This is a genomic window from Gilvimarinus japonicus, assembly GCF_042847215.1.
Classification (GTDB): Bacteria; Pseudomonadota; Gammaproteobacteria; order Pseudomonadales; family Cellvibrionaceae; genus Gilvimarinus; species Gilvimarinus japonicus.
Window position 1 is genome coordinate 3,194,514 of the sequence record NZ_AP031500.1, and the last position, 18,499, is coordinate 3,213,012.

General features: G+C 54.6%; 18 protein-coding genes. 3 read left to right on the forward strand and 15 right to left on the reverse strand.

The features are described 5' to 3' along the window. Positions 1 to 9: 9 nt before the first annotated feature. From ileS to murJ, 3 genes are read right to left on the reverse strand one after another with little or no spacing between them, the layout of a single operon-like run. Positions 10 to 2,811, reverse strand: a complete 2,802-nt coding sequence (ileS, locus tag ACGHAD_RS13535) for an isoleucine--tRNA ligase (RefSeq protein WP_382418145.1) — start codon at positions 2,809 to 2,811, stop codon at positions 10 to 12. 16 nt (positions 2,812 to 2,827) lie between these two features. Next, positions 2,828 to 3,808, reverse strand: a complete 981-nt coding sequence (gene ribF, locus ACGHAD_RS13540) for a bifunctional riboflavin kinase/FAD synthetase (RefSeq protein WP_339615904.1) — start codon at positions 3,806 to 3,808, stop codon at positions 2,828 to 2,830. A 52-nt stretch (positions 3,809 to 3,860) separates the two neighbouring features. Beyond that, on the reverse strand, positions 3,861 to 5,465 hold the full coding sequence (gene murJ / locus ACGHAD_RS13545; RefSeq protein ID WP_382418143.1) for a murein biosynthesis integral membrane protein MurJ: 1,605 nt from the start codon (positions 5,463 to 5,465) through the stop codon (positions 3,861 to 3,863). 154 nt (positions 5,466 to 5,619) lie between these two features. On the opposite strand from murJ, the gene ACGHAD_RS13550 reads away from it, so the two are divergent. Further along, positions 5,620 to 5,898: a YebG family protein gene (locus ACGHAD_RS13550; protein WP_382418141.1), complete on the forward strand. Its 279-nt coding sequence runs from the start codon at positions 5,620 to 5,622 to the stop codon at positions 5,896 to 5,898. A gap of 276 nt (positions 5,899 to 6,174) precedes the next feature. Next, on the forward strand, positions 6,175 to 7,368 hold the full coding sequence (locus ACGHAD_RS13555; RefSeq protein WP_382418139.1) for an aromatic amino acid transaminase: 1,194 nt from the start codon (positions 6,175 to 6,177) through the stop codon (positions 7,366 to 7,368). Between the two features lie 208 nt (positions 7,369 to 7,576). On the opposite strand, the gene ACGHAD_RS13560 is transcribed toward ACGHAD_RS13555, so the two are convergent. Then, the gene (locus ACGHAD_RS13560) at positions 7,577 to 8,089 is read right to left on the reverse strand and encodes a mechanosensitive ion channel family protein (protein ID WP_339615900.1); all 513 of its coding nucleotides are present in this window, start codon (positions 8,087 to 8,089) and stop codon (positions 7,577 to 7,579) included. Between the two features lie 117 nt (positions 8,090 to 8,206). Here ACGHAD_RS13560 and ACGHAD_RS13565 point away from each other — a divergent pair, with 117 nt between their 5' ends. Next, positions 8,207 to 8,917: a glycerophosphodiester phosphodiesterase gene (locus tag ACGHAD_RS13565; RefSeq protein ID WP_382418137.1), complete on the forward strand. Its 711-nt coding sequence runs from the start codon at positions 8,207 to 8,209 to the stop codon at positions 8,915 to 8,917. On the opposite strand, the gene ACGHAD_RS13570 is transcribed toward ACGHAD_RS13565, so the two are convergent. The 11 genes from ACGHAD_RS13570 to rsfS all read right to left on the reverse strand — a co-directional run bounded on the left by ACGHAD_RS13570 (position 8,886) and on the right by rsfS (position 18,494). After that, positions 8,886 to 9,398: a GNAT family N-acetyltransferase gene (locus tag ACGHAD_RS13570; protein WP_382418605.1), complete on the reverse strand. Its 513-nt coding sequence runs from the start codon at positions 9,396 to 9,398 to the stop codon at positions 8,886 to 8,888. The genes ACGHAD_RS13565 and ACGHAD_RS13570 overlap by 32 nt on opposite strands. Before the next feature lie 6 nt (positions 9,399 to 9,404). Continuing rightward, the gene (gene lipA, locus ACGHAD_RS13575; RefSeq protein ID WP_382418135.1) at positions 9,405 to 10,418 is read right to left on the reverse strand and encodes a lipoyl synthase; all 1,014 of its coding nucleotides are present in this window, start codon (positions 10,416 to 10,418) and stop codon (positions 9,405 to 9,407) included. A 78-nt stretch (positions 10,419 to 10,496) separates the two neighbouring features. Beyond that, on the reverse strand, positions 10,497 to 11,147 hold the full coding sequence (gene lipB / locus ACGHAD_RS13580; protein WP_382418133.1) for a lipoyl(octanoyl) transferase LipB: 651 nt from the start codon (positions 11,145 to 11,147) through the stop codon (positions 10,497 to 10,499). Then, on the reverse strand, positions 11,144 to 11,410 hold the full coding sequence (locus tag ACGHAD_RS13585; RefSeq protein ID WP_339615896.1) for a DUF493 domain-containing protein: 267 nt from the start codon (positions 11,408 to 11,410) through the stop codon (positions 11,144 to 11,146). Before ACGHAD_RS13585 ends, lipB begins: the two co-directional genes overlap by 4 nt. A gap of 98 nt (positions 11,411 to 11,508) precedes the next feature. Further along, entirely contained in the window at positions 11,509 to 12,657 is a 1,149-nt protein-coding gene (locus tag ACGHAD_RS13590; protein ID WP_382418131.1) for a D-alanyl-D-alanine carboxypeptidase family protein, read from the reverse strand. A gap of 81 nt (positions 12,658 to 12,738) precedes the next feature. Then, on the reverse strand, positions 12,739 to 13,551 hold the full coding sequence (locus ACGHAD_RS13595) for a septal ring lytic transglycosylase RlpA family protein (protein ID WP_339615894.1): 813 nt from the start codon (positions 13,549 to 13,551) through the stop codon (positions 12,739 to 12,741). After that, a complete protein-coding gene (gene mltB, locus ACGHAD_RS13600; RefSeq protein WP_382418129.1) occupies positions 13,544 to 14,566 on the reverse strand; it encodes a lytic murein transglycosylase B in 1,023 nt (340 codons plus the stop codon). The genes ACGHAD_RS13595 and mltB overlap by 8 nt, the downstream gene beginning before the upstream one ends. Before the next feature lie 54 nt (positions 14,567 to 14,620). Then, positions 14,621 to 15,766 (reverse strand): rod shape-determining protein RodA, encoded by a 1,146-nt coding sequence (gene rodA / locus ACGHAD_RS13605; RefSeq protein ID WP_339615892.1) that lies wholly within the window; start codon positions 15,764 to 15,766, stop codon positions 14,621 to 14,623. A gap of 2 nt (positions 15,767 to 15,768) precedes the next feature. After that, a complete protein-coding gene (gene mrdA, locus ACGHAD_RS13610) occupies positions 15,769 to 17,631 on the reverse strand; it encodes a penicillin-binding protein 2 (protein ID WP_339615891.1) in 1,863 nt (620 codons plus the stop codon). A 41-nt stretch (positions 17,632 to 17,672) separates the two neighbouring features. Further along, a complete protein-coding gene (gene rlmH, locus ACGHAD_RS13615) occupies positions 17,673 to 18,143 on the reverse strand; it encodes a 23S rRNA (pseudouridine(1915)-N(3))-methyltransferase RlmH (protein WP_382418126.1) in 471 nt (156 codons plus the stop codon). Between the two features lie 9 nt (positions 18,144 to 18,152). Beyond that, positions 18,153 to 18,494, reverse strand: a complete 342-nt coding sequence (gene rsfS / locus ACGHAD_RS13620; protein ID WP_339615889.1) for a ribosome silencing factor — start codon at positions 18,492 to 18,494, stop codon at positions 18,153 to 18,155. Between the last annotated feature and the right edge of the window lie 5 nt (positions 18,495 to 18,499).

Here is an 18,499-nt window from a genome sequence, read left to right on the forward strand (position 1 = left end):
CCAAGCCCCTTAGGCGTAGTGCCGAACTTCACCGGCGCCATCAATGTTATCAGCACAGCGCTGACAGATTTCCGGGTGAGCCGCCACGGCGCCAACATCAGCGCGAAAATGCCAGCAACGTGCGCACTTAGGTTGCTCGGACTTGCTCACGGCAACGCGTAAACCTTCAACGTCGGTTGCAATCGCATCATCGCCAGCGCTACTTAATGGCGCCAACGTGGCCGCCGAGCTAATTAAGATAAAACGCAGCTCATCCCCCAGCAACGCCAGCTGGCACAGCAATTGTTCGTCGCAATAAAGCGTTAACTCTGCCGACAAAGAGCCACCGATTACGCCTTCACCCCGCTTAGCCTCCAACACTTTGTTGGTAGCCGTTTTAACATCAGCCACCTGCGCCCAAAAATCATCACCCAGGCGGGTGTCGATACACTCGGGCAATGCAAACCATTCGGCGGTAAACACACTGCCTTCAGGCTTGCCGGGCAACTGTTGCCACATTTCAAAGGCGGTAAAGCTCAGCACCGGCGCAATCCAACGAGTAAACGCCTCTGCCAAATAATACAGCGCCGTTTGCGCCGACCGACGCGGACGTGAATCAGCTTTAGTGGTGTACTGACGATCTTTAATAATATCCAGATAAAAACCACCCAGCTCAACCACACAAAAATTATGCAGTTTTTGATAGACCTGATGCAGCTGGAAGTTGTCGTAGCATTGGATCAACTCTTGCTGTAGTTGACCGGCGCGGCCCACCACCCAGCGATCAAGTGCCAGCAACTCATCTTCCGCCACTAGATCGGTAGCTGGATCAAAGCCGTTTAGGTTAGACAAAATAAACCGCGCGGTATTGCGAATACGCCGGTACGAGTCAGCGGTGCGTTTTAAAATTTCTTCCGAGACGCTCATCTCTGAGCTAAAGTCAGTGGCCGCCACCCACAGGCGCAGCACATCGGCGCCCAAGTCATTAAAGACTTTTTGGGGCGCGACGGTATTGCCTATGGACTTAGACATTTTTCGGCCATCGGCATCGACAACAAAACCGTGGGTCAAAACGGTTTTGTACGGCGCCGTACCGTTCATGGCCATTGCCGTTTTTAACGATGACTGAAACCAGCCCCGGTGTTGATCGGACCCCTCCAGATATAAATCGGCCGGGTAGCTTAAGCATTCGCGCTGCTGAAGTACGGCGTAGTGCGTAACCCCAGAGTCAAACCACACATCCAACGTATCGGTTACCTTGTCGTATTCGTTCGCCTCATTTCCTAGTAAGCTCGCCGCATCTAGGTCGTACCAAGCATCCATGCCGGTTTTTTCCACGTGCAGCGCGACTTGCTCGATTAGCTCGTCAGTACGCGGGTGCAGTGCGCCGGTTTCTTTGTGGACAAACAAGGCGATCGGGACGCCCCAAGTGCGCTGACGGGAGATACACCAATCGGGACTGGACTCCAGCATCGAGTCGATACGTGCGCGCCCCCAGTTGGGCACCCACTGCACTCCCTCTACCGACTTTGCGACCTGGCCACGTAAATCGTTTTTGGTCATGCTGACAAACCATTGCGGCGTCGCACGAAAAATTAACGGCGTTTTGGTGCGCCAGCAATGTGGAAAGCTGTGGGTGATTTTACTTTCAAAAAACAGTGCGCTTTTTTCTTTGAGCAGGTCGATGACTTTTTCATCGACTTTATACACATGCTCACCGGCAAATACCGGCACATGATCGCGGTACAGACCATTATCATCGATATAATTCAGTGTACCAATGTCGTATTTACGTCCTACCACAAAGTCGTCCATACCGTGATCGGGCGCTGTGTGTACACAACCAGTACCCGCATCAAGGGTAACGTGATCACCCAAAATCACCGGAACTTGGCGTTCATAAAACGGGTGCAGCAAGTTTTGCCCTTCAAGAGCGGCGCCTTTGGCTCGGCCTACCACGGTAAAATCTTCGATGCCGGCACGCGCCATAACCGACTCATACAGTCCTTCGGCCATTACTAAACGCTCGCCCGCAGCCGCCACAACAACGTAATCCAACTCAGGGTTAACACTAACGGCCTGGTTGGCCGGCAGGGTCCAGGGGGTCGTGGTCCAAATCACCACCGACAGCGGTCCACTGCCGCTCAAATCATCAATCGCACTGGCGGCGGCATCTTGGTCGGCAAAAGCAAATTTCACATCGATGCTAAACGAGGTTTTGTCTTGATACTCGACCTCGGCTTCGGCCAGTGCCGAGCCCCCCACCACAGACCAGTAAACGGGTTTAAAACCCCGCTGTAAGTGCCCATTGTCGACGATTTTGCCCAAAGCGCGAATAATATCCGCCTCAAACTTAAAGTCCATGGTGAGGTAAGGGTTGTGCCAATCGCCCAACACACCCAAGCGCATAAAGTCTTTACGTTGACCATCAACTTGGCGCGCGGCGTACTCGCGGCACTTTTGTCTAAATGCTTTAACGTCTAACTTAACACCGGCTTTACCGTGTTTTTTCTCGACGTTGTGCTCAATCGGTAAACCGTGACAGTCCCAGCCCGGCACGTAAGGGGCATCAAACCCACTTAGGGTTTTGCTCTTAACGATAATATCTTTAAGGATCTTGTTAACCGCATGACCAATGTGAATATCGCCATTCGCATAGGGCGGACCATCATGCAGAATGTACGATTTACGTCCCTTACGCGCGGCACGGATCTGCTCGTACAGACCATCTTTGGCCCACGCTTTGAGCATCTCGGGCTCGCGCTGGGCCAGGTTGGCCTTCATGGCAAAAGACGTTTGGGGCAAATTCAAGGTTGCTTTGTAATCAGTCATTGTCTTCAGTCAAATGTCAGTTAAGAGTGGGTAATCCAGTGGACGCTGGTGGCACGGCAGCAAAATAAGCCTGGGCGCCACGAATATCATCCTGCAATTGTGTGGTTAGTGCCGCAAGCGATGCAAATTTTTGCTCGGCTCGTAACCGCTGGTGAAACATCACCTTTATAGGCTGACCATAGATGTCTCGGTCAAAGTTTAACAGGTGCACCTCCAATAGGGGTTCCAGATCTCCCGCTATGGTGGGCTTTGCCCCGACGTTAGCAACACCAGAGTAACACTTGCCATCGGCCAACTCGGCACTGATCACAAAAACGCCCGACAGCGGCGAACGATAGCGCTGCAAGCGGACATTGGCCGTAGGCACGCCCAACTGACGACCCAGCTTTTTACCGTGACCGACCCGGCCGCTGATCGCGTAGGGCCGGCCGAGGCAGGCCTCAGCCCGGGCAAATTCACCGGCCTGCAGGTGTTGGCGAATCCGGGTACTGCTCACTCGTTCGCCGGCGAGGGTTAAGGTACAAGTATCGGTGACCCCAAAACAGCCCTGCGCGCCAACACGTTGCAACAGCTCGTAGTTACCCGCGCGATCACAGCCAAAGCGAAAATCATCGCCCACCACAAGATGACGAATGCCCAGGCCATCGACCAACACCCGGTCGATAAACTGGCGCGCCGTCAAACTGCGAAACGCCTCGTTAAACTGCAGGCACAACACTTTATCGACACCGGCGGCAAACAGCGCCTCAAGTTTTTCACGCAGGCGCATCAGCCGCGCCGGAGCCCGCTCCCGAGAGAAGTACTCGTGGGGCTGGGGCTCAAACAAAATCACCACAGAGGGTAAGTTAAGGCGCTCGGACACGCCCTTGAGTTGACGCAGTATGGCCTGATGCCCCAGGTGAACACCATCAAAGGTGCCAATGGTGGCCACAGACCCCCGATGGCGCTCGCGCAGGTTGTATAAACCGCGAATAAATTCTGGGGCCTGACTCTTCACACGGAACCTGTTGACGGCGGAAAATCTGACGCGTGAGTATACAGCAGCAACCTTATTGGCGCGAGACGTGGCGCAAATTCGACGGTTTAAAACCCGTCAACAACAACCCGGCTAGGTAGACGATGGCCCCCGCAGCACACACCAGCGCCAGGTGCCAAATTCGCTGCCCAGCCGACCAAACCTCCCAGTCACCCCAAACGAGCATTAGCGCCACCAGCACCACGGCCATAGCAACATTAGCACACGCCATTTGCAGCCCAAGCGCCGGCCACCCCTGATGGCGCCAATAGACACCTAATTTTCGCAAACCGCGGTACAGTAAAAAGCTGTTGACGTACGCGGCCAGCGACGTCGCCAACGCCAAGCCCACGTGGCCGATCTGCCAATAAAAGTGCAGCGGCAACACAAAGGCGATGTTCAACGCCATATTCACCGCCATAGCAATAATGCCGATACGCACCGGTGTTTTCATGTCTTGGCGCGCGTAAAAACCCGGCGCCAGCACCTTAATGAGCATAAAGGCCAGCAGCCCCAACGCGTAAGCGCGCAAGCTAAGCGCCGCCATAGCGGTATCGGCGGCGCTCGTCGCGCCATACTGAAACAAAGTGACCAATATCGGCTCGGCCAGAATCACCAACGCGACAATGGCTGGCAGAGCAATCAAACAGATCAACCGCAGCGCCCAGTCGAGTGTGTGAGCAAAGCTGCCCGGGTCGCGAGCGGCGTGCTGGCGCGACAAATTGGGCAAAATCACAGTCGCAATGGCAATTGCGAACACCCCTAGCGGCAAATCGGCCAAGCGCTCGGAGTAATACAACCAAGAGATACTGCCTCCGGGCAGCAAAGACGCGATAATCGTATCGAGCATTAGATTGATCTGACTGACTGACACCCCAAACAATGCTGGCACCATCAACGCTAAAATACGCTTTACCCCCGGGTCCGCCCAATCCAGCTTCGGCGAAGGCAGCAGCTGCAAGCGCGCCAAAAACGGCAACTGAAACACAAGCTGCACGACACCAGCCGCCAATACCCCCCAGGCCAACCCCAGCGCGGGTGGGTTAAAGTGCGGCGCCGCCAACAACGCCGCCGCAATCAAACACACATTCAGCAACACGGGGGTAAACGCCGGTACGGCAAACTGGTCGTAGCTATTAAGAATCGCGCCAGTAAGCCCTGTTAGCGAGATCAACATCAGGTAGGGAAAAGTAATCCGAATCATATCGGTGGCGAGTGCAAACTGCGTTGGATCAGAGTGAAAGCCGGGGGCAAACACCGTTGCTACCAGTGGCGCGCCCAGAACCGCCAGCGCCGTTACCAGCAGCAAAACCAACCCCAAGCCGCCCGCAACGCGATCAATTAGCGCCTTTACCGCCGCCAGTGTGCCCTGCGAGCGATACTCCGACAACACCGGCACAAACGCCTGAGCAAATGCCCCTTCAGCAAATAATCGGCGCATAAAATTGGGGATTTTAAAGGCGACAAAAAACGCATCGGCGCCACCGCCGGCGCCGATAGTGTGAGCGAACACTACATCGCGCAACAGCCCCAGCACCCGCGAGGCCATCGTCATAACCCCTACTTTACTGCTAGAGCGCAGCAAACCCGGGCGGGCAACCGCACTTTCCGCTGTTTTAGGCTCCGGCGTTTCTGTCACACTTCACTCACTTATAGCATCAATATCGTGCGCCATTATCGCTAGCCCATCGGCAAATGAACAGGGCAAATCACCCACCCGGAAGCCATTCGCTTGACATTGGTACCGCAAAGAAATACTGTACATTCAAACAGTATCGCAATGGAGATTAATCATGGCTGTAGTCGCCGTTTGGAAATGTGACCGGGATGGAAAGATGTTTGATGATAAAAAAGCCGCCGAAGCCCACGACAAAATGCTCGAACTGGCCGCTAATATTACCGAACTGATCGAAACCTCGGTTAAAGGTATTAGCGAAGAGCACAGCGAAGCCATTGGCATGCTGCTGGCTGGCAAGAGTGACGTGCTGGCTCGCGCCTGTAAAGGCAAGCCCGAGCTGCTGCTAGAAGAGACGTCGGAAGATAGCGTAACACCACTGGTTGCCAATCAGTAAAAGCCGGCCGCGCGACAATGCTCACCACAGTGCTGGGCGACTCCTCCACGGGTCGCCATTCCACACAGCACTAGGCCTGTTGCCACTAACAGGCATGTCGCGGCAGTACACCGCTTCCACAACGTACTGTCGCTTGCTTGACCGCCGCATTCCCTCAACGGTGCGGCGGATTTTTTAACCCCACCTAACCACTGTCCCACTCTGCGCCCTCGGTTATTTTGCGCTATTATCCACGCCACATATCTTTTGCTGCCATTGCCTACACAAGGAGCCCCTATGCTCACCGAGCTGCCACTACTGCCTGCCGACCCTATTTTAGGCTTAAGTGCCGCCTACCACGCCGATACCAATCCAGACAAAGTCGACCTAGGGGTTGGCGTGTACAAAACCGAACAGGGAAACACTCCAATTTTAGCCTGCGTGAAGCAGGCTGAAGCCGAGCTCTACCAAAACGAGTCCAGCAAGGTCTATACGCCACCGGCCGGCGTGCCAGGAGCCAACCGCGCAGCCGCAGCGCTGGCTTTTGGCGAGCAGCATGCGGTGATTCGCGATCAACGGGTAGCCACCATTCAAACCCCTGGCGGCTGCGGCGCCCTGCGGGCCGCTGCCGAGCTTATTGCCAAAGCCAAGCCTAACGCCACCATTTGGGTCAGCAACCCGACATGGGGCAACCATGTTCCATTATTGAGCAGCGCCGGAATCACCTTAAAAGAATACCCTTATTACGATTTTAACCGGCAAGCCATCGATTTTGACGCAATGTTGGAGGCCTTACAGCAAGCCGGCAAAGATGATTTAGTCCTGCTGCACGCCTGCTGCCACAACCCGAGTGGGGCTGATTTAACCCCTAACCAGTGGCAACAAATTACCGAGCTTGCCGCCAAGCGCGGCTTTACGCCATTTATCGATATGGCCTACCAAGGTTTTGGCGACGGCATCGTCGAGGACGCTTACGGCGTGCGACTCATGGCCGACCAGCTGCCTGAGCTGATCCTTGCCACGTCTTTCTCAAAAAACTTGGGGCTTTACCGCGAGCGCACCGGCAGCCTCAGCATTGTTGCGCCTTCCGCCACCGGGGCGGCGGCCAGCCTGAGTCAGATACTGAGTATCACCCGCGGCCTATACTCGATGCCACCGGCCCACGGCAGCTCGCTGGTTGACATTATTTATCACAGTGAAAGTTTGCACGCCCTATGGCTACAGGAGCTAACCGATATGCGCGAGCGCATCAGTGGCTTGCGCGAACAACTGGTGGGCGCACTCAATAGCACCCAACAGCAAATGAACTTTAGCTTTATTGCCCAGCAACGAGGCATGTTCAGCTTTTTAGGGTTAAGTACCGCGCAAGTGACTCGCTTAAAAAATGAGTTTAGCGTGTATATGACCGATAACAGCCGCGTAAACATTGCCGGCGTTAACGGCGCCAACCTCGACTATGTAAGCCGGGCTATCGGACAAGTGTTAAGCTAACACTCTTGGCAGCCGGGAAGGGTGAGGCACCTGCCGAGCCAATCACACCAGCTAAGCGACAATAACGCCCCAGATATAAACTAACGTTTGCACCGGCGGCACCCGACCTGCAGCGGCGCCGCCTTTACTTACCTGAGCGCTACCATCCAAGACTGCACCCGTGGTGCAGTCATCTAGAACGTTAACCGCAAACGCGCGAGCTGAAGGCTTACCCCTCTTCCGGCGGCGGCAAAGGCGTTGCGCTATCCACTTTTAACACTGCCCGCTGTAACATCACCGAGTTAGGGTAAGTAACGGTGTTGCCATCATCTAACCGGATAATGACATGAAACATGGTGATCTCGCTGATAACACCGGTCATCTTAAAGTCCGGATCAAGCACTTGAATGCGATCGCCCACTCGGTAGGGAAAACCAAAAAAGATAATCACACTGGCGGTGATATTGCTTAATATCGACCACTGGGCAAACAGCGCAATCCCCACAACAGCAAAGATCGACGACAAAAACAGCGTGACATCGCCGTAACCTAACCCCAGCACCAAGCAGATAACCACAATGGCGCAGAACAGCAGCGCAAAATGCGTGACTTTGTTGATGTACTCCACACGATACAAGCTGACCGAGCGTTTAATGGCGAGATCCCGCACCACTCGATCCACTAACCGCGCCAACAACAAAAAAACCACTATACAGCCGCTTAGCAGCAACACTTTTAACACGCCACACTCCTTTCCAACTCAGGTAAATTTGAATACTGTACAAGCTAAACGCCACCAAGGTAGGCAGGCGGCTATGCTAGGCTATTGCCCGTCACGCAACAACAGGATTAAACCGTTATGTCCCTACTGTGTATCGCCCACCGCGGCGGCCCCGGCAATGATTTACCCGAAAACTCACTTGCCGCAATTACCCGTGCACTTAACAGCGGCTGCAGCGGTATTGAGGTAGATGTATGGCACTTACAAAATAAGCTATACATTACTCACGACCACCGCTTGGGCCGGGTTACCAGCGGCAGCGGCGCACTATGGAGCTGCAGCCGAGAGCAGCTCGACAATGCCCGGCTGGATAACGGCGAGCCGTTACCAACGCTGCAACAAGTTCTCGAGCTCGTCGGTGAGCAATGTTTATTGAACATCGAAATTAAAAATGCCAATGCCGCCGATGCCGTCATCAAAACCCTACAAGAGCAACGTGCAACGACCGGCGGAAGCCTAGAGCACATCATTTTATCAAGCTTTAATCATCACGAACTGTTCCGAGCCAAGCGTCTACTGCCCAGCCTTAAACGTGGAGTTTTGCTCGCCAGCGAGCCACTTGATTACGCCGCTTGCGCGACATCGCTGGCGGCTTACTCCTGCAACACGGCGCAAGAAGCTTGCAGTCGAGCATTCAGTGAGGATATTCACCGCCGAGGATTTAAACATTGGGTTTATACCGCCAACCACCCAGATGAGTGGCAAAGGCTAGAAGATATAGGCGCGGATGCGGTTTTTACCGACCATGTCGATGATTTTATGGCGTATCGCCGAGCGCGTGAGTCATAACATTAACCCAACGCCCACCGAGCTTAGCTCGGCGCACTAATTGCCAACCCCGGCGTCGATAAAACTCCGATTGGTCAGTGGCCGTCAACCACAAACCTGTCATGCCCAGCTCGCGGGAGAACTGCCGAACGCCCTCAATTAAACCGCTGGCGACACCCTGCCGGCGCCATTCAGGAGCGACAAAAAGGTTACTCAACCACAAAGGGGTATCTGCCTGGGGGGTGCCAGGGCGAGCACCTAAATGATAGCTCACCACGCTGACACAGCCGATTAAATCACCACTGCCCGGCTCAAGTGCCAGCCATGTTTGCGGTACACAAGCGCAACCGATCAAATGCTGCAGCAAACGCTCACGGCGCTTGTCTTGATGGCTTTGCAGCCCTTGGCGTAAACACTCGCGGTGATGCCATGTCGCCACCTGATCCAGGTAGTCCGGGCAACTCGCAAGACTTACCCGGTGCCAAGCAAGCTCGCGCTCCACCTGCAATTAGTGTGTGACGCCAGACCACTGCTGGACGTCGTCACCCTGCACTTGTTTATCCGCATGATAACTGGAGCGCACCAGCGGGCCACAGGCAGCGCGGGTAAAGCCTAGCTCTTTAGCGAGCGCCGTATACTCATCAAACTCATCTGGGTGCACGTAGCGATCGACCGGCAAATGATCTTTTGAAGGCTGTAAATACTGGCCAATGGTGAGCATATCAATATTGTGCTCGCGCATATCGCGCATTACCTGAAAAATCTCCTCTTTGGTCTCGCCCAAGCCCACCATCAGACCAGACTTAGTCAAAACATCCGGGCGACGCTTTTTATACTCCGATAACAGCTTAAGGCTCCACTCGTAGTTAGCACCAGGGCGCGACTGGCGATACAGGCGTGGCACAGTCTCGAGGTTGTGGTTAAACACATCGGGGGCCTCGCGCTCTAAAATATCCAGCGCCGGCTCCATGCGCCCACGAAAATCCGGGGTCAGAATTTCTACCTGCAAATTAGGCAAGCGCTGGCGGGATTCGCGAATACAATCGGCAAAATGCCCGGCACCACCGTCGCGCAAATCATCACGATCCACCGAAGTGATTACGACGTATTTTAACCGCAACTCGGCAATCGCCTCGGCCAACTTAATCGGCTCATTGGCATCCAGCGCATTTGGCTTACCGTGGCCCACATCGCAAAACGGACAGCGGCGTGTGCAAATATCCCCCATAATCATAAAGGTGGCGGTACCGCCACTAAAGCACTCACCCAGGTTGGGGCAGTTGGCCTCTTCGCACACCGACGACAAGCCATTTTTGCGCAGCAATTTTTTAATGCGATCAACCTCTGGCGAGGCCGGCACACGGACCCGAATCCAGTCGGGTTTACGCGGCACTTCGACTGCGTCGGAGGCGATGACTTTTACCGGAATCCGTTCAACTTTGTCCGCGTCACGCAGTTTCTCGCCTTGCTTGTGGCGGCGTGTGCGTTTTACAGGCTGGATATCGGGTATTTCAATCGTCATAGTCAAACTCTTTCGGGCCAATGGCCGTTGATGCAAAGATTGTTAGGCGTGTGCGCACCTGACACAGGGCGCCAACCATTAAAGGGCAGGCATTATAGCGGTTTTATAGCCCAATTTCTGTACAAACTCATCGACAAGCGCCGATTTAACCGCCGCCATGGTGCAGGAACTGGCGCCTAGGCTGACCATGTCGGTCATTTGCAGCCCGGCGTAACCGCAGGGGTTGATCTGCTCAAACGGCGCTAAGTCCATGGCTACATTCAGCGCCAAACCATGAAAACTACAGCCGCGCCTGACCCTCAAACCCAAAGAGGCTATTTTGGCGCCGTCGACGTAAACCCCCGGGGCATCCGGTCGCGCGTACGCATCTATCGCAAAACGAGCTAACACCGCAACAATAATTTGCTCGATCAAAGTGACCAATTCACGGACACCCAGCTTGCGACGACGCAAATCCAGTAGTGGATACGCCACTAACTGGCCCGGACCGTGATAAGTCACCTGGCCGCCGCGGTCGCTCTGTACCAGCTCAATTCCGTCCAGCGCCAACAGATGCTCGGGCTTTCCCGCCTGCCCCTGAGTAAAAACCGGTGCGTGCTCTACTAACCAAAGCTGATCCCTAGTGTCCGGCCCACGGTTGCTGGTAAACGCCGACATCTCGTGCCAAACGCTCAGGTAATCGCGCCGGTCCAGATCATGAACCTCTAGCTGATCAACTTCAGCGGTCACAGGACAACTTTGGTAACGGGGTTTGCTCGCAGGGCTTGGTGGATGGTTTCAAGCTGCTCGACACCCGTGGCGGTGATATATACCGTTACCGACTGAAAGCGACCTTTTCCACTGTCTTTAACAGTGGTGCGCTCGCGATCAAAGCCCGGGGCGTGCTCATCCATCACCTCCATAACCAACGAGTACAAGGTGTCGCCCGCCTCACCTAACACTTTGATGGGGTAACCGGGACAGGGAAATTCAATTTTGGGGGGTTCTTGCACGGATTGAGACCTCGCTATGGCAACAGCGGGCAATTGTAACAAACATTGTGCCTGACAGCTGCAGCCGTCAGACACAATGCGGTCAACTCAATAAGCTTCTAGCTCAGCAAGTCGGAGATAAACAACTTAATAGCGTCAACAATTCGAGCGAAAAAACCCGCCTCAGGTACAGCGGCTTGAGCTACTGCGGGCACTTCGGCCAACGTCTCACCGTTCAAGGTCAGCGTTAAGGTTCCCACTTGTTCACCTTTCTTAATGGGCGCTTTAAGTGTATCGGGCAATTGCAGCGCAACTTCAATACTGCCGCGACTCCCCCGGGGAATGGTCTGCATCACGTCTTCGGCCACGGTAAGCGCCAGCTGGTCGGCCTCGCCGTACCAAATGCGAGCGTTTTCAATTACGTCACCCGCGCTATACAGTGTCTGGTTCTCAAAGTAGCGAAAACCATACGCCAACAGCTTTTGCGTCTCAGCCGCGCGGGCGTCCTCACTCGCAGTACCCATCACGACCGAGATCAAACGGGTGTCGCCACGCTTGGCCGACGCGACCAAGCAATAACCGGCGGCCTCGGTATGGCCGGTTTTCAAACCATCGACCGAGTCGTCGCGAAACAGCAGGCGATTGCGGTTAGGCTGGTTAATACCGTTGTAAGAAAAGTACTTTTCTTTATACAAATCGTAATACTGCGGGTGATCCTTGATAATCGCCCGCGCCAACAGGGATAAATCCCGCGCCGTCGTCAGGTGCCCTTCGGCAGGCCAGCCGGTGGCATTCACAAAGTGGCTGTTCGTCATGCCCAGCAAGCTGGCCGTCTGGTTCATCACATCGGCAAACGCGTCTTCACCACCGGCAATATGCTCCGCCAATGCCACACTGGCATCGTTACCCGATTGCACGATAACACCGCGCAGTAAGTCGATCACTGACACTTGGGTGCCTTCACGAACAAACATTTTCGAGCCGCCCATCTTCCAGGCAGCCACACTAATATTGACCAGATCCTCTTCACTAATCCGCTGATTTTCTAGCTCCGAGGTCACAATGTAACTGGTCATCATCTTAGTTAAGCTCGCCGGCGGCAGCTGCTCGTCGGCGTTTTCTTCAACAATAACCTTACCGGTATCGGCGTCCAGCAATAAATAAGCGGAGGAGGCCAATTGCGGCGGCGCAGGGATTAACACCTGCTGAGCATTAGCAACAAGAGCGAGGGTAAATAGGCCGCAAGCGGCTAAAGTTTTGGCAAACATGAATATCCAGTCTTTAAGTCAGTTAGTCAGGCAAAGGGTTGGTAAAGTGTAACGCAAAGACACCGTGGACGGCAGCTTTGCTCAATCTTTCACAAGGTGGCTGTTGTAAACACCCACCGCCGGAAGCTGCTCGCGCACACGATTGACCTCCTGCTCGTCAGTTAGCGGACCAATACGCACCCGATACAAGGGTTTGGCCGCGTTAAACTCACTGATAAACACCCGAGAATTCATCGACGACGCCACCTTATCGCGCAAGCGCTTGGCGCTCGCCGCGCTGGAAAACGCCCCCACCTGCAGGTAAAAACCATCGGCGTGACTCGCGGGGCGATCATCGGGCTTCAGAGGTGGCGGTGGCGTATCACCCGGCACAATAATCTCTACCTCAACCGGTCCGGTGCCGGTTTTAGAAATTCCCAGGCGCTGCGCGGCAGCGTAGCTTAAATCGATAATACGCCCCTGATGAAACGGGCCGCGGTCATTGACCCGCACCACCACACTGCGGCCGTTTTTTAGGTGGGTAACCCGCACATAGGACGGAATCGGCAGGGTTTTATGGGCGGCCGTCATGGCGTACATATCGTAGGTTTCACCATTGGAGGTTTTGTGCCCATGAAACTTTTTACCATACCAGGAGGCATTACCACGCTCTTTATAACTGGACTCATCCTCAATTAGATAATAGGTTTTGCCCAATACGGTATACGGGTTTTTGTTGCCGGCGCGAGTGCGGGGCTCCACCTTCGGCACGGCATCGGGAACATGGGATAAATCCACTTCACGGTCCGGCCCGACATCCTGATCGATATGATAGCGGCTAGGCGGTTTACTGCTGTTACTGGAGCAGCCCGCTAAGATCACAACAGCTAAAGCCAACCACCATACTTTATTCACGCGCACCTCCACTCTCGCGGTGCGCCCGCGCAATTGCCTCGGCCAACTGGTGCACCGCCATAGCGTACATATGGCTGCGATTGTAACGCGTAATGACGTAAAAATTGTTAAACCCCAACCAGTATTCATCGCCCAATGCGCCATCGAGCTTAACCGCCAGCGCTTTCACCTCAGAGGGAACATGACGAATAGGTTGCAGACCCGCCTCGCGCCATTGCCCAATGGTGCGCTCGGGCGGCACGATTTGGTTAAACACGATAGCGCTATCTAACGTATCGTCAGGGCGCGCGCGCAGCGTCACAAGCTCACCGCGCTGCCAGCCATGACTTTTAAAATAATTTGCCACGCTGCCAATAGCGTCGGTTAAGTTTTCCCAAATATCCGGTAAGTCATCGCCGTCAAAATCCACTGCGTAGTGCCGGTAACTGGAAGGCATAAACTGCCCAAAACCCATTGCCCCGGCATAAGATCCCTTATGGGCCAGGGGGTCTTGCTGATGCTCACGGGTGAGCAACAGGTACTGCTCAAGCTCGCGGGTAAAAAACTCACTGCGCGGCGGGTAGTTAAACGCCAGGGTGCTCAGGGCATCCATCACCCGGTAGTTGCCAGTAATGCGCCCATACAATGTTTCAACACCAATAATGGCAACAATATACTCCGCCGGTACGCCAAACTCTTGCTCAGCACGAGCCAACGCCTCGGCGTTATCGCGCCAAAAGGTTACGCCACCTTCAATGCGCGCCTCTTTAATAAAAATTTTGCGGTAGTCGGCCCAGCTTTTGGTTTTTTCGGCCGGTCGGGATATCGCATCGAGAATCGGTTGACGCTTCTCGGCTTGCGCAAATAACGCCTGTAGCGACTCGCGCGTAAAATTGTGCTCACTCACCATACGCTCGATAAACACTTGCGCCTCTGGGCTCTGCGTGTAATCCGCGTGGGCAGCACTTGCTAACAACAACACCGGCAACCACCAGTGCCAGACACGGGCAACCGACCTACAACGAGTAAACAGCAAAGTGCCTCCTGACAAGCTCTATAGATAAACAAACACGGTATTCGCCCGCCATAGCTAACGGATTACCTTGCGCGGCTCGGTGGCAATCGCCATTAAAATCCCAAAACCCGCCAGCAAAGTCACAATTGAGGTCCCCCCCTGACTTACTAGCGGCAGGGGAACACCCACCACCGGCAACAAACCGGACACCATACCGATATTAACGAACACATAGACAAAAAAGGTCAACGTAATACTGGCCGCTAATAAGCGACCAAAGCTGTCTTGCGCACGCACAGCAATCAACATGCCGCGCAGCACGACCAAAATATAAAGGGCCAGCAACACCAGCACGCCAATCAGGCCAAACTCTTCCGCCAATACCGCGATAATAAAATCAGTGTGCCCTTCCGGCAAAAAATCGAGGTGCGATTGAGTGCCGTGCAGCCAGCCTTTACCCGGCACGCCACCAGAGCCAATCGCGGTTTTAGATTGAATGATATTCCAACCCGCCCCCAAACGGTCAGCTTCGGGGTTAAGCAGTGTCAGCACACGTTTTTTTTGGTAATCGTGCAAGACAAAATGCCACAGCGGCCACAGGCTCGCCAATAAAACCGTCACCGCCGCAAGTATGTAGCGCCACGACAAACCGGCAAAAAACAGCACCATCAAACCTGAGGCGGCCACCAAAATTGAGGTGCCTAAGTCCGGCTGTTTAATAATAAGTACGGTAGGCACGGCCACCAACGCGAGGGTCCAAAATACATGTTTAAACACCGGGGGCAAATGTCGTTGCCCAAGATAAGCGGCAATCGTCATGGGCATTGCCAACTTCATCACTTCCGAGGGCTGAAAACGAAAACTGCCCAAGCTTAGCCAGCGCTGCGCGCCCTTAGCGCCAACCCCGTGTAACACCACCAACACCAATAAAACCACCCCTACGGCATAGGCCCAAGGAGCCATGCGGCGCATAAAATGCACAGGCACTTGCGCCACCACAATCATGACAAAATAAGCGAGCGCAAAATAAATACCTTGGCGCTTGAGCGTAGCCAGAGACTGGTCACTGGCGCTAAACAGCACCACCAGGCCGCCGGCGGTAATGGTGAGCAGCAATAATAGCAACCAAAAATCGACATGTAGGCGCTGCTGCAAGCGGTCGCGCTTGCGCAAGGCGCGATCAGACTCGGGCAGGCGACGAAGAAAGTCTTGGTTAGGCACTCTTAGGGTGACTCCTTTAGCTCGCCGTTTTCATCTAACAGCCACGCATCAAATACCCGTCGCATCACTGGTGCTGCCGCGCCAGAACCTGACTCGGCATTTTCTAACAATACCGCCAGCGCAATTTTTGGGTTTTCCAAGGGCGCAAACCCCACAAACAAAGCGTGATCCCGGTTGCGCTCACTGAGGGCGTCCGAATCGTACTCAGCGTTTTGTGCAATCGCCACCACCTGAGCCGTACCGGATTTTCCCGCCATACGGTATTTAGCACCGTCGGCGATTCGCCGCGCGGTGCCATGCTGACCGTGCACCACCTCGGCCATTGCCTCGACGCCGAGCTCCATGACCGAGGCTTCCACATCCACTTTCTGATCGACGATGGGCGGGCGCGGCTCGCCCCCCACCGAGGCCACCAACTGCGGCCGCAACCGCACACCGCGATGGGCAATCGTGGCCACCATAGAGGCCAGTTGCAGCGGCGTTGCCAACACATCGCCCTGACCGATCGCCACATTTAAACTGTCACCCGGATACCACGGTTCGCCACGGGCACCGCGTTTCCAGTCCCGTGAAGGCCAAATGCCGCGGCGCTCATTGGGCAAGTCGATCTCAGTTTTTTGCCCCAATCCAAACTGATAGCCAAAGCTGTGCATTTTATCGATGCCCATATTAAAACCGAGATCGTAAAAATATACATCGCACGACTCAGCAATGGCCTGCTTAAAATCGACCTTTTCGCCGTGCCCCCAACGCTTCCAATCACGATACAGCCGTGAGCTGCCTTTCAGTTTGTAATAGCCCGGATCGTATACCGTTGTCTCGGGAGTAATAATGTCGTAGTGCAAGCCGCCCATGGCTACCACCGGCTTGATGGTCGAACCCGGTGGGTACTGTCCCTGCAAAAAGCGATTAAACAAGGGTAAATCGCGAGACTGATTGAGCTGACGATAATCTTTAAAACTAATACCCGTCACAAATAAATTGGCATCAAAACTCGGCGCACTCACGGCGGCTAACACACCGCCGGTCGCGACATCGATGGCAACCACTGCACCACGGTGTCCCTCCAGTGCGGCCAAGGCTTCTTTTTGCAGCTCGGAGTCAAGGTGCAGCGTCAGATCACTACCAGGCTTAGGGTCACTGCTGTCCAGAATACGCAACACCCGACCCCGAGCATTAGTCTCTACGTTTTGGTAGCCCACCTCACCCAACAGCTCGGATTCGTACGAGCGCTCTAAGCCAATCTTACCGATTGAGTGCGTGCCACTATAGCGCTGATACTCCTCGGAGCTAAACCCCGACAATTCGTTTTCATTAATACGGCCCACGTAACCAATAGAGTGGGCAAACAGGTCACCTTCCGGGTAGTAACGCACCAGCTGCGCGTGCACCTCGACCCCGTCAAGGCGAAATTCATTAACCGCCAGTCGCGCCAGCTCTTCCTCGGTTAAGCCAAAGCGCAGCGGCACCGCATCAAACGGTCGGCGCCGTTGACGCAGCTGATCGTTAAATTTTTCGATATCGTTAGGGCTGATATCCACCAGCGTTGCGAGAAACTCTAGTGTCTCGGCGAGATCGGGCACCCGCTCGTGGACAATAGACAAGGTGTAGCTGGCTCGGTTTTCGGCCAGCAACTTACCATTGCGATCGTAAATAAGCCCCCGGGTAGGCGGGATAGGCAAGACATGCACGCGGTTGCGATCGGACTGAGTGACATAGTCGTCATGATGATCGACTTGCAACGAATAAAAACGCAAAATCAACATGCCCGTCAGCAGCACAATCACCACACCGGCAAACAGCGTGCGCGCAAAAAACAAACGCGCCTCGCGGTGGTGATCTTTAAAGTGTCTCGCTTCGGACATAGGGGTGTCAGATCCTACCCAGCGCTCGACGCGCCTTCGTGTTATTTGTGATAAGGGTGGTTATGCAAAATCGTCCACGCCCGATACAACTGCTCGGCCAGTACAATCCGTACCAATGGGTGCGGCAAAGTTAACGCCGACAATGACCAGCGCTGCTCGGCCAGTGCCAGTGCCGAGGGGGCTAAACCATTGGGCCCGCCAATCAGTAAACTGACATGGCGGCCATCCATACGCCAAGCGGCTAGTTGCTCGGCCAGCTGCTCAGTACCCCAGCTTTTGCCTTTCACATCCAGCGCAACCACCCGATCTCCTTTCCCGATGGCCGCGCGGATTGCGTCCGACTCCCGCTCCATGGCTCGCTGAATATCACTATTTTTACCGCGCGGGGCCAAGGGTAGCTCGACCAGTTCTAACTCCAGATCGCCGCGCGGCAAGCGCTTAACGTACTCGTTATAGCCCTCTTGCACCCAGCCGGGCATTTTGCTGCCCACGGCAATCAGTCGTATGCGCATGGCTTAAGCCTAGTCTTCGGTGCGGTTTGCCGGCGAGACCGACCACAGCTTCTCAAGGTCGTAAAACTCACGCGCTTCGGGCAGCATCACATGGAGCACGGTATCGCCGTAGTCCACCAGCACCCAGTCGCTGCCCTCTAACCCCTCGGACCCCAGCGGCGCCATATTGGCTTTTTTAGACTCTTCGATCACATGCACAGCCATCGAGCGGATATGGCGATTTGACGTACCCGTGGCGATAATCATGGTGTCCATGACATCGCTTTTGTCACGCACATCTACCTCGGCGACATCGCGAGCTTTTAAATCTTCCAGAGCTTCCAAGATAAGGGCGTTGATTGAGTCTGACATTGGTT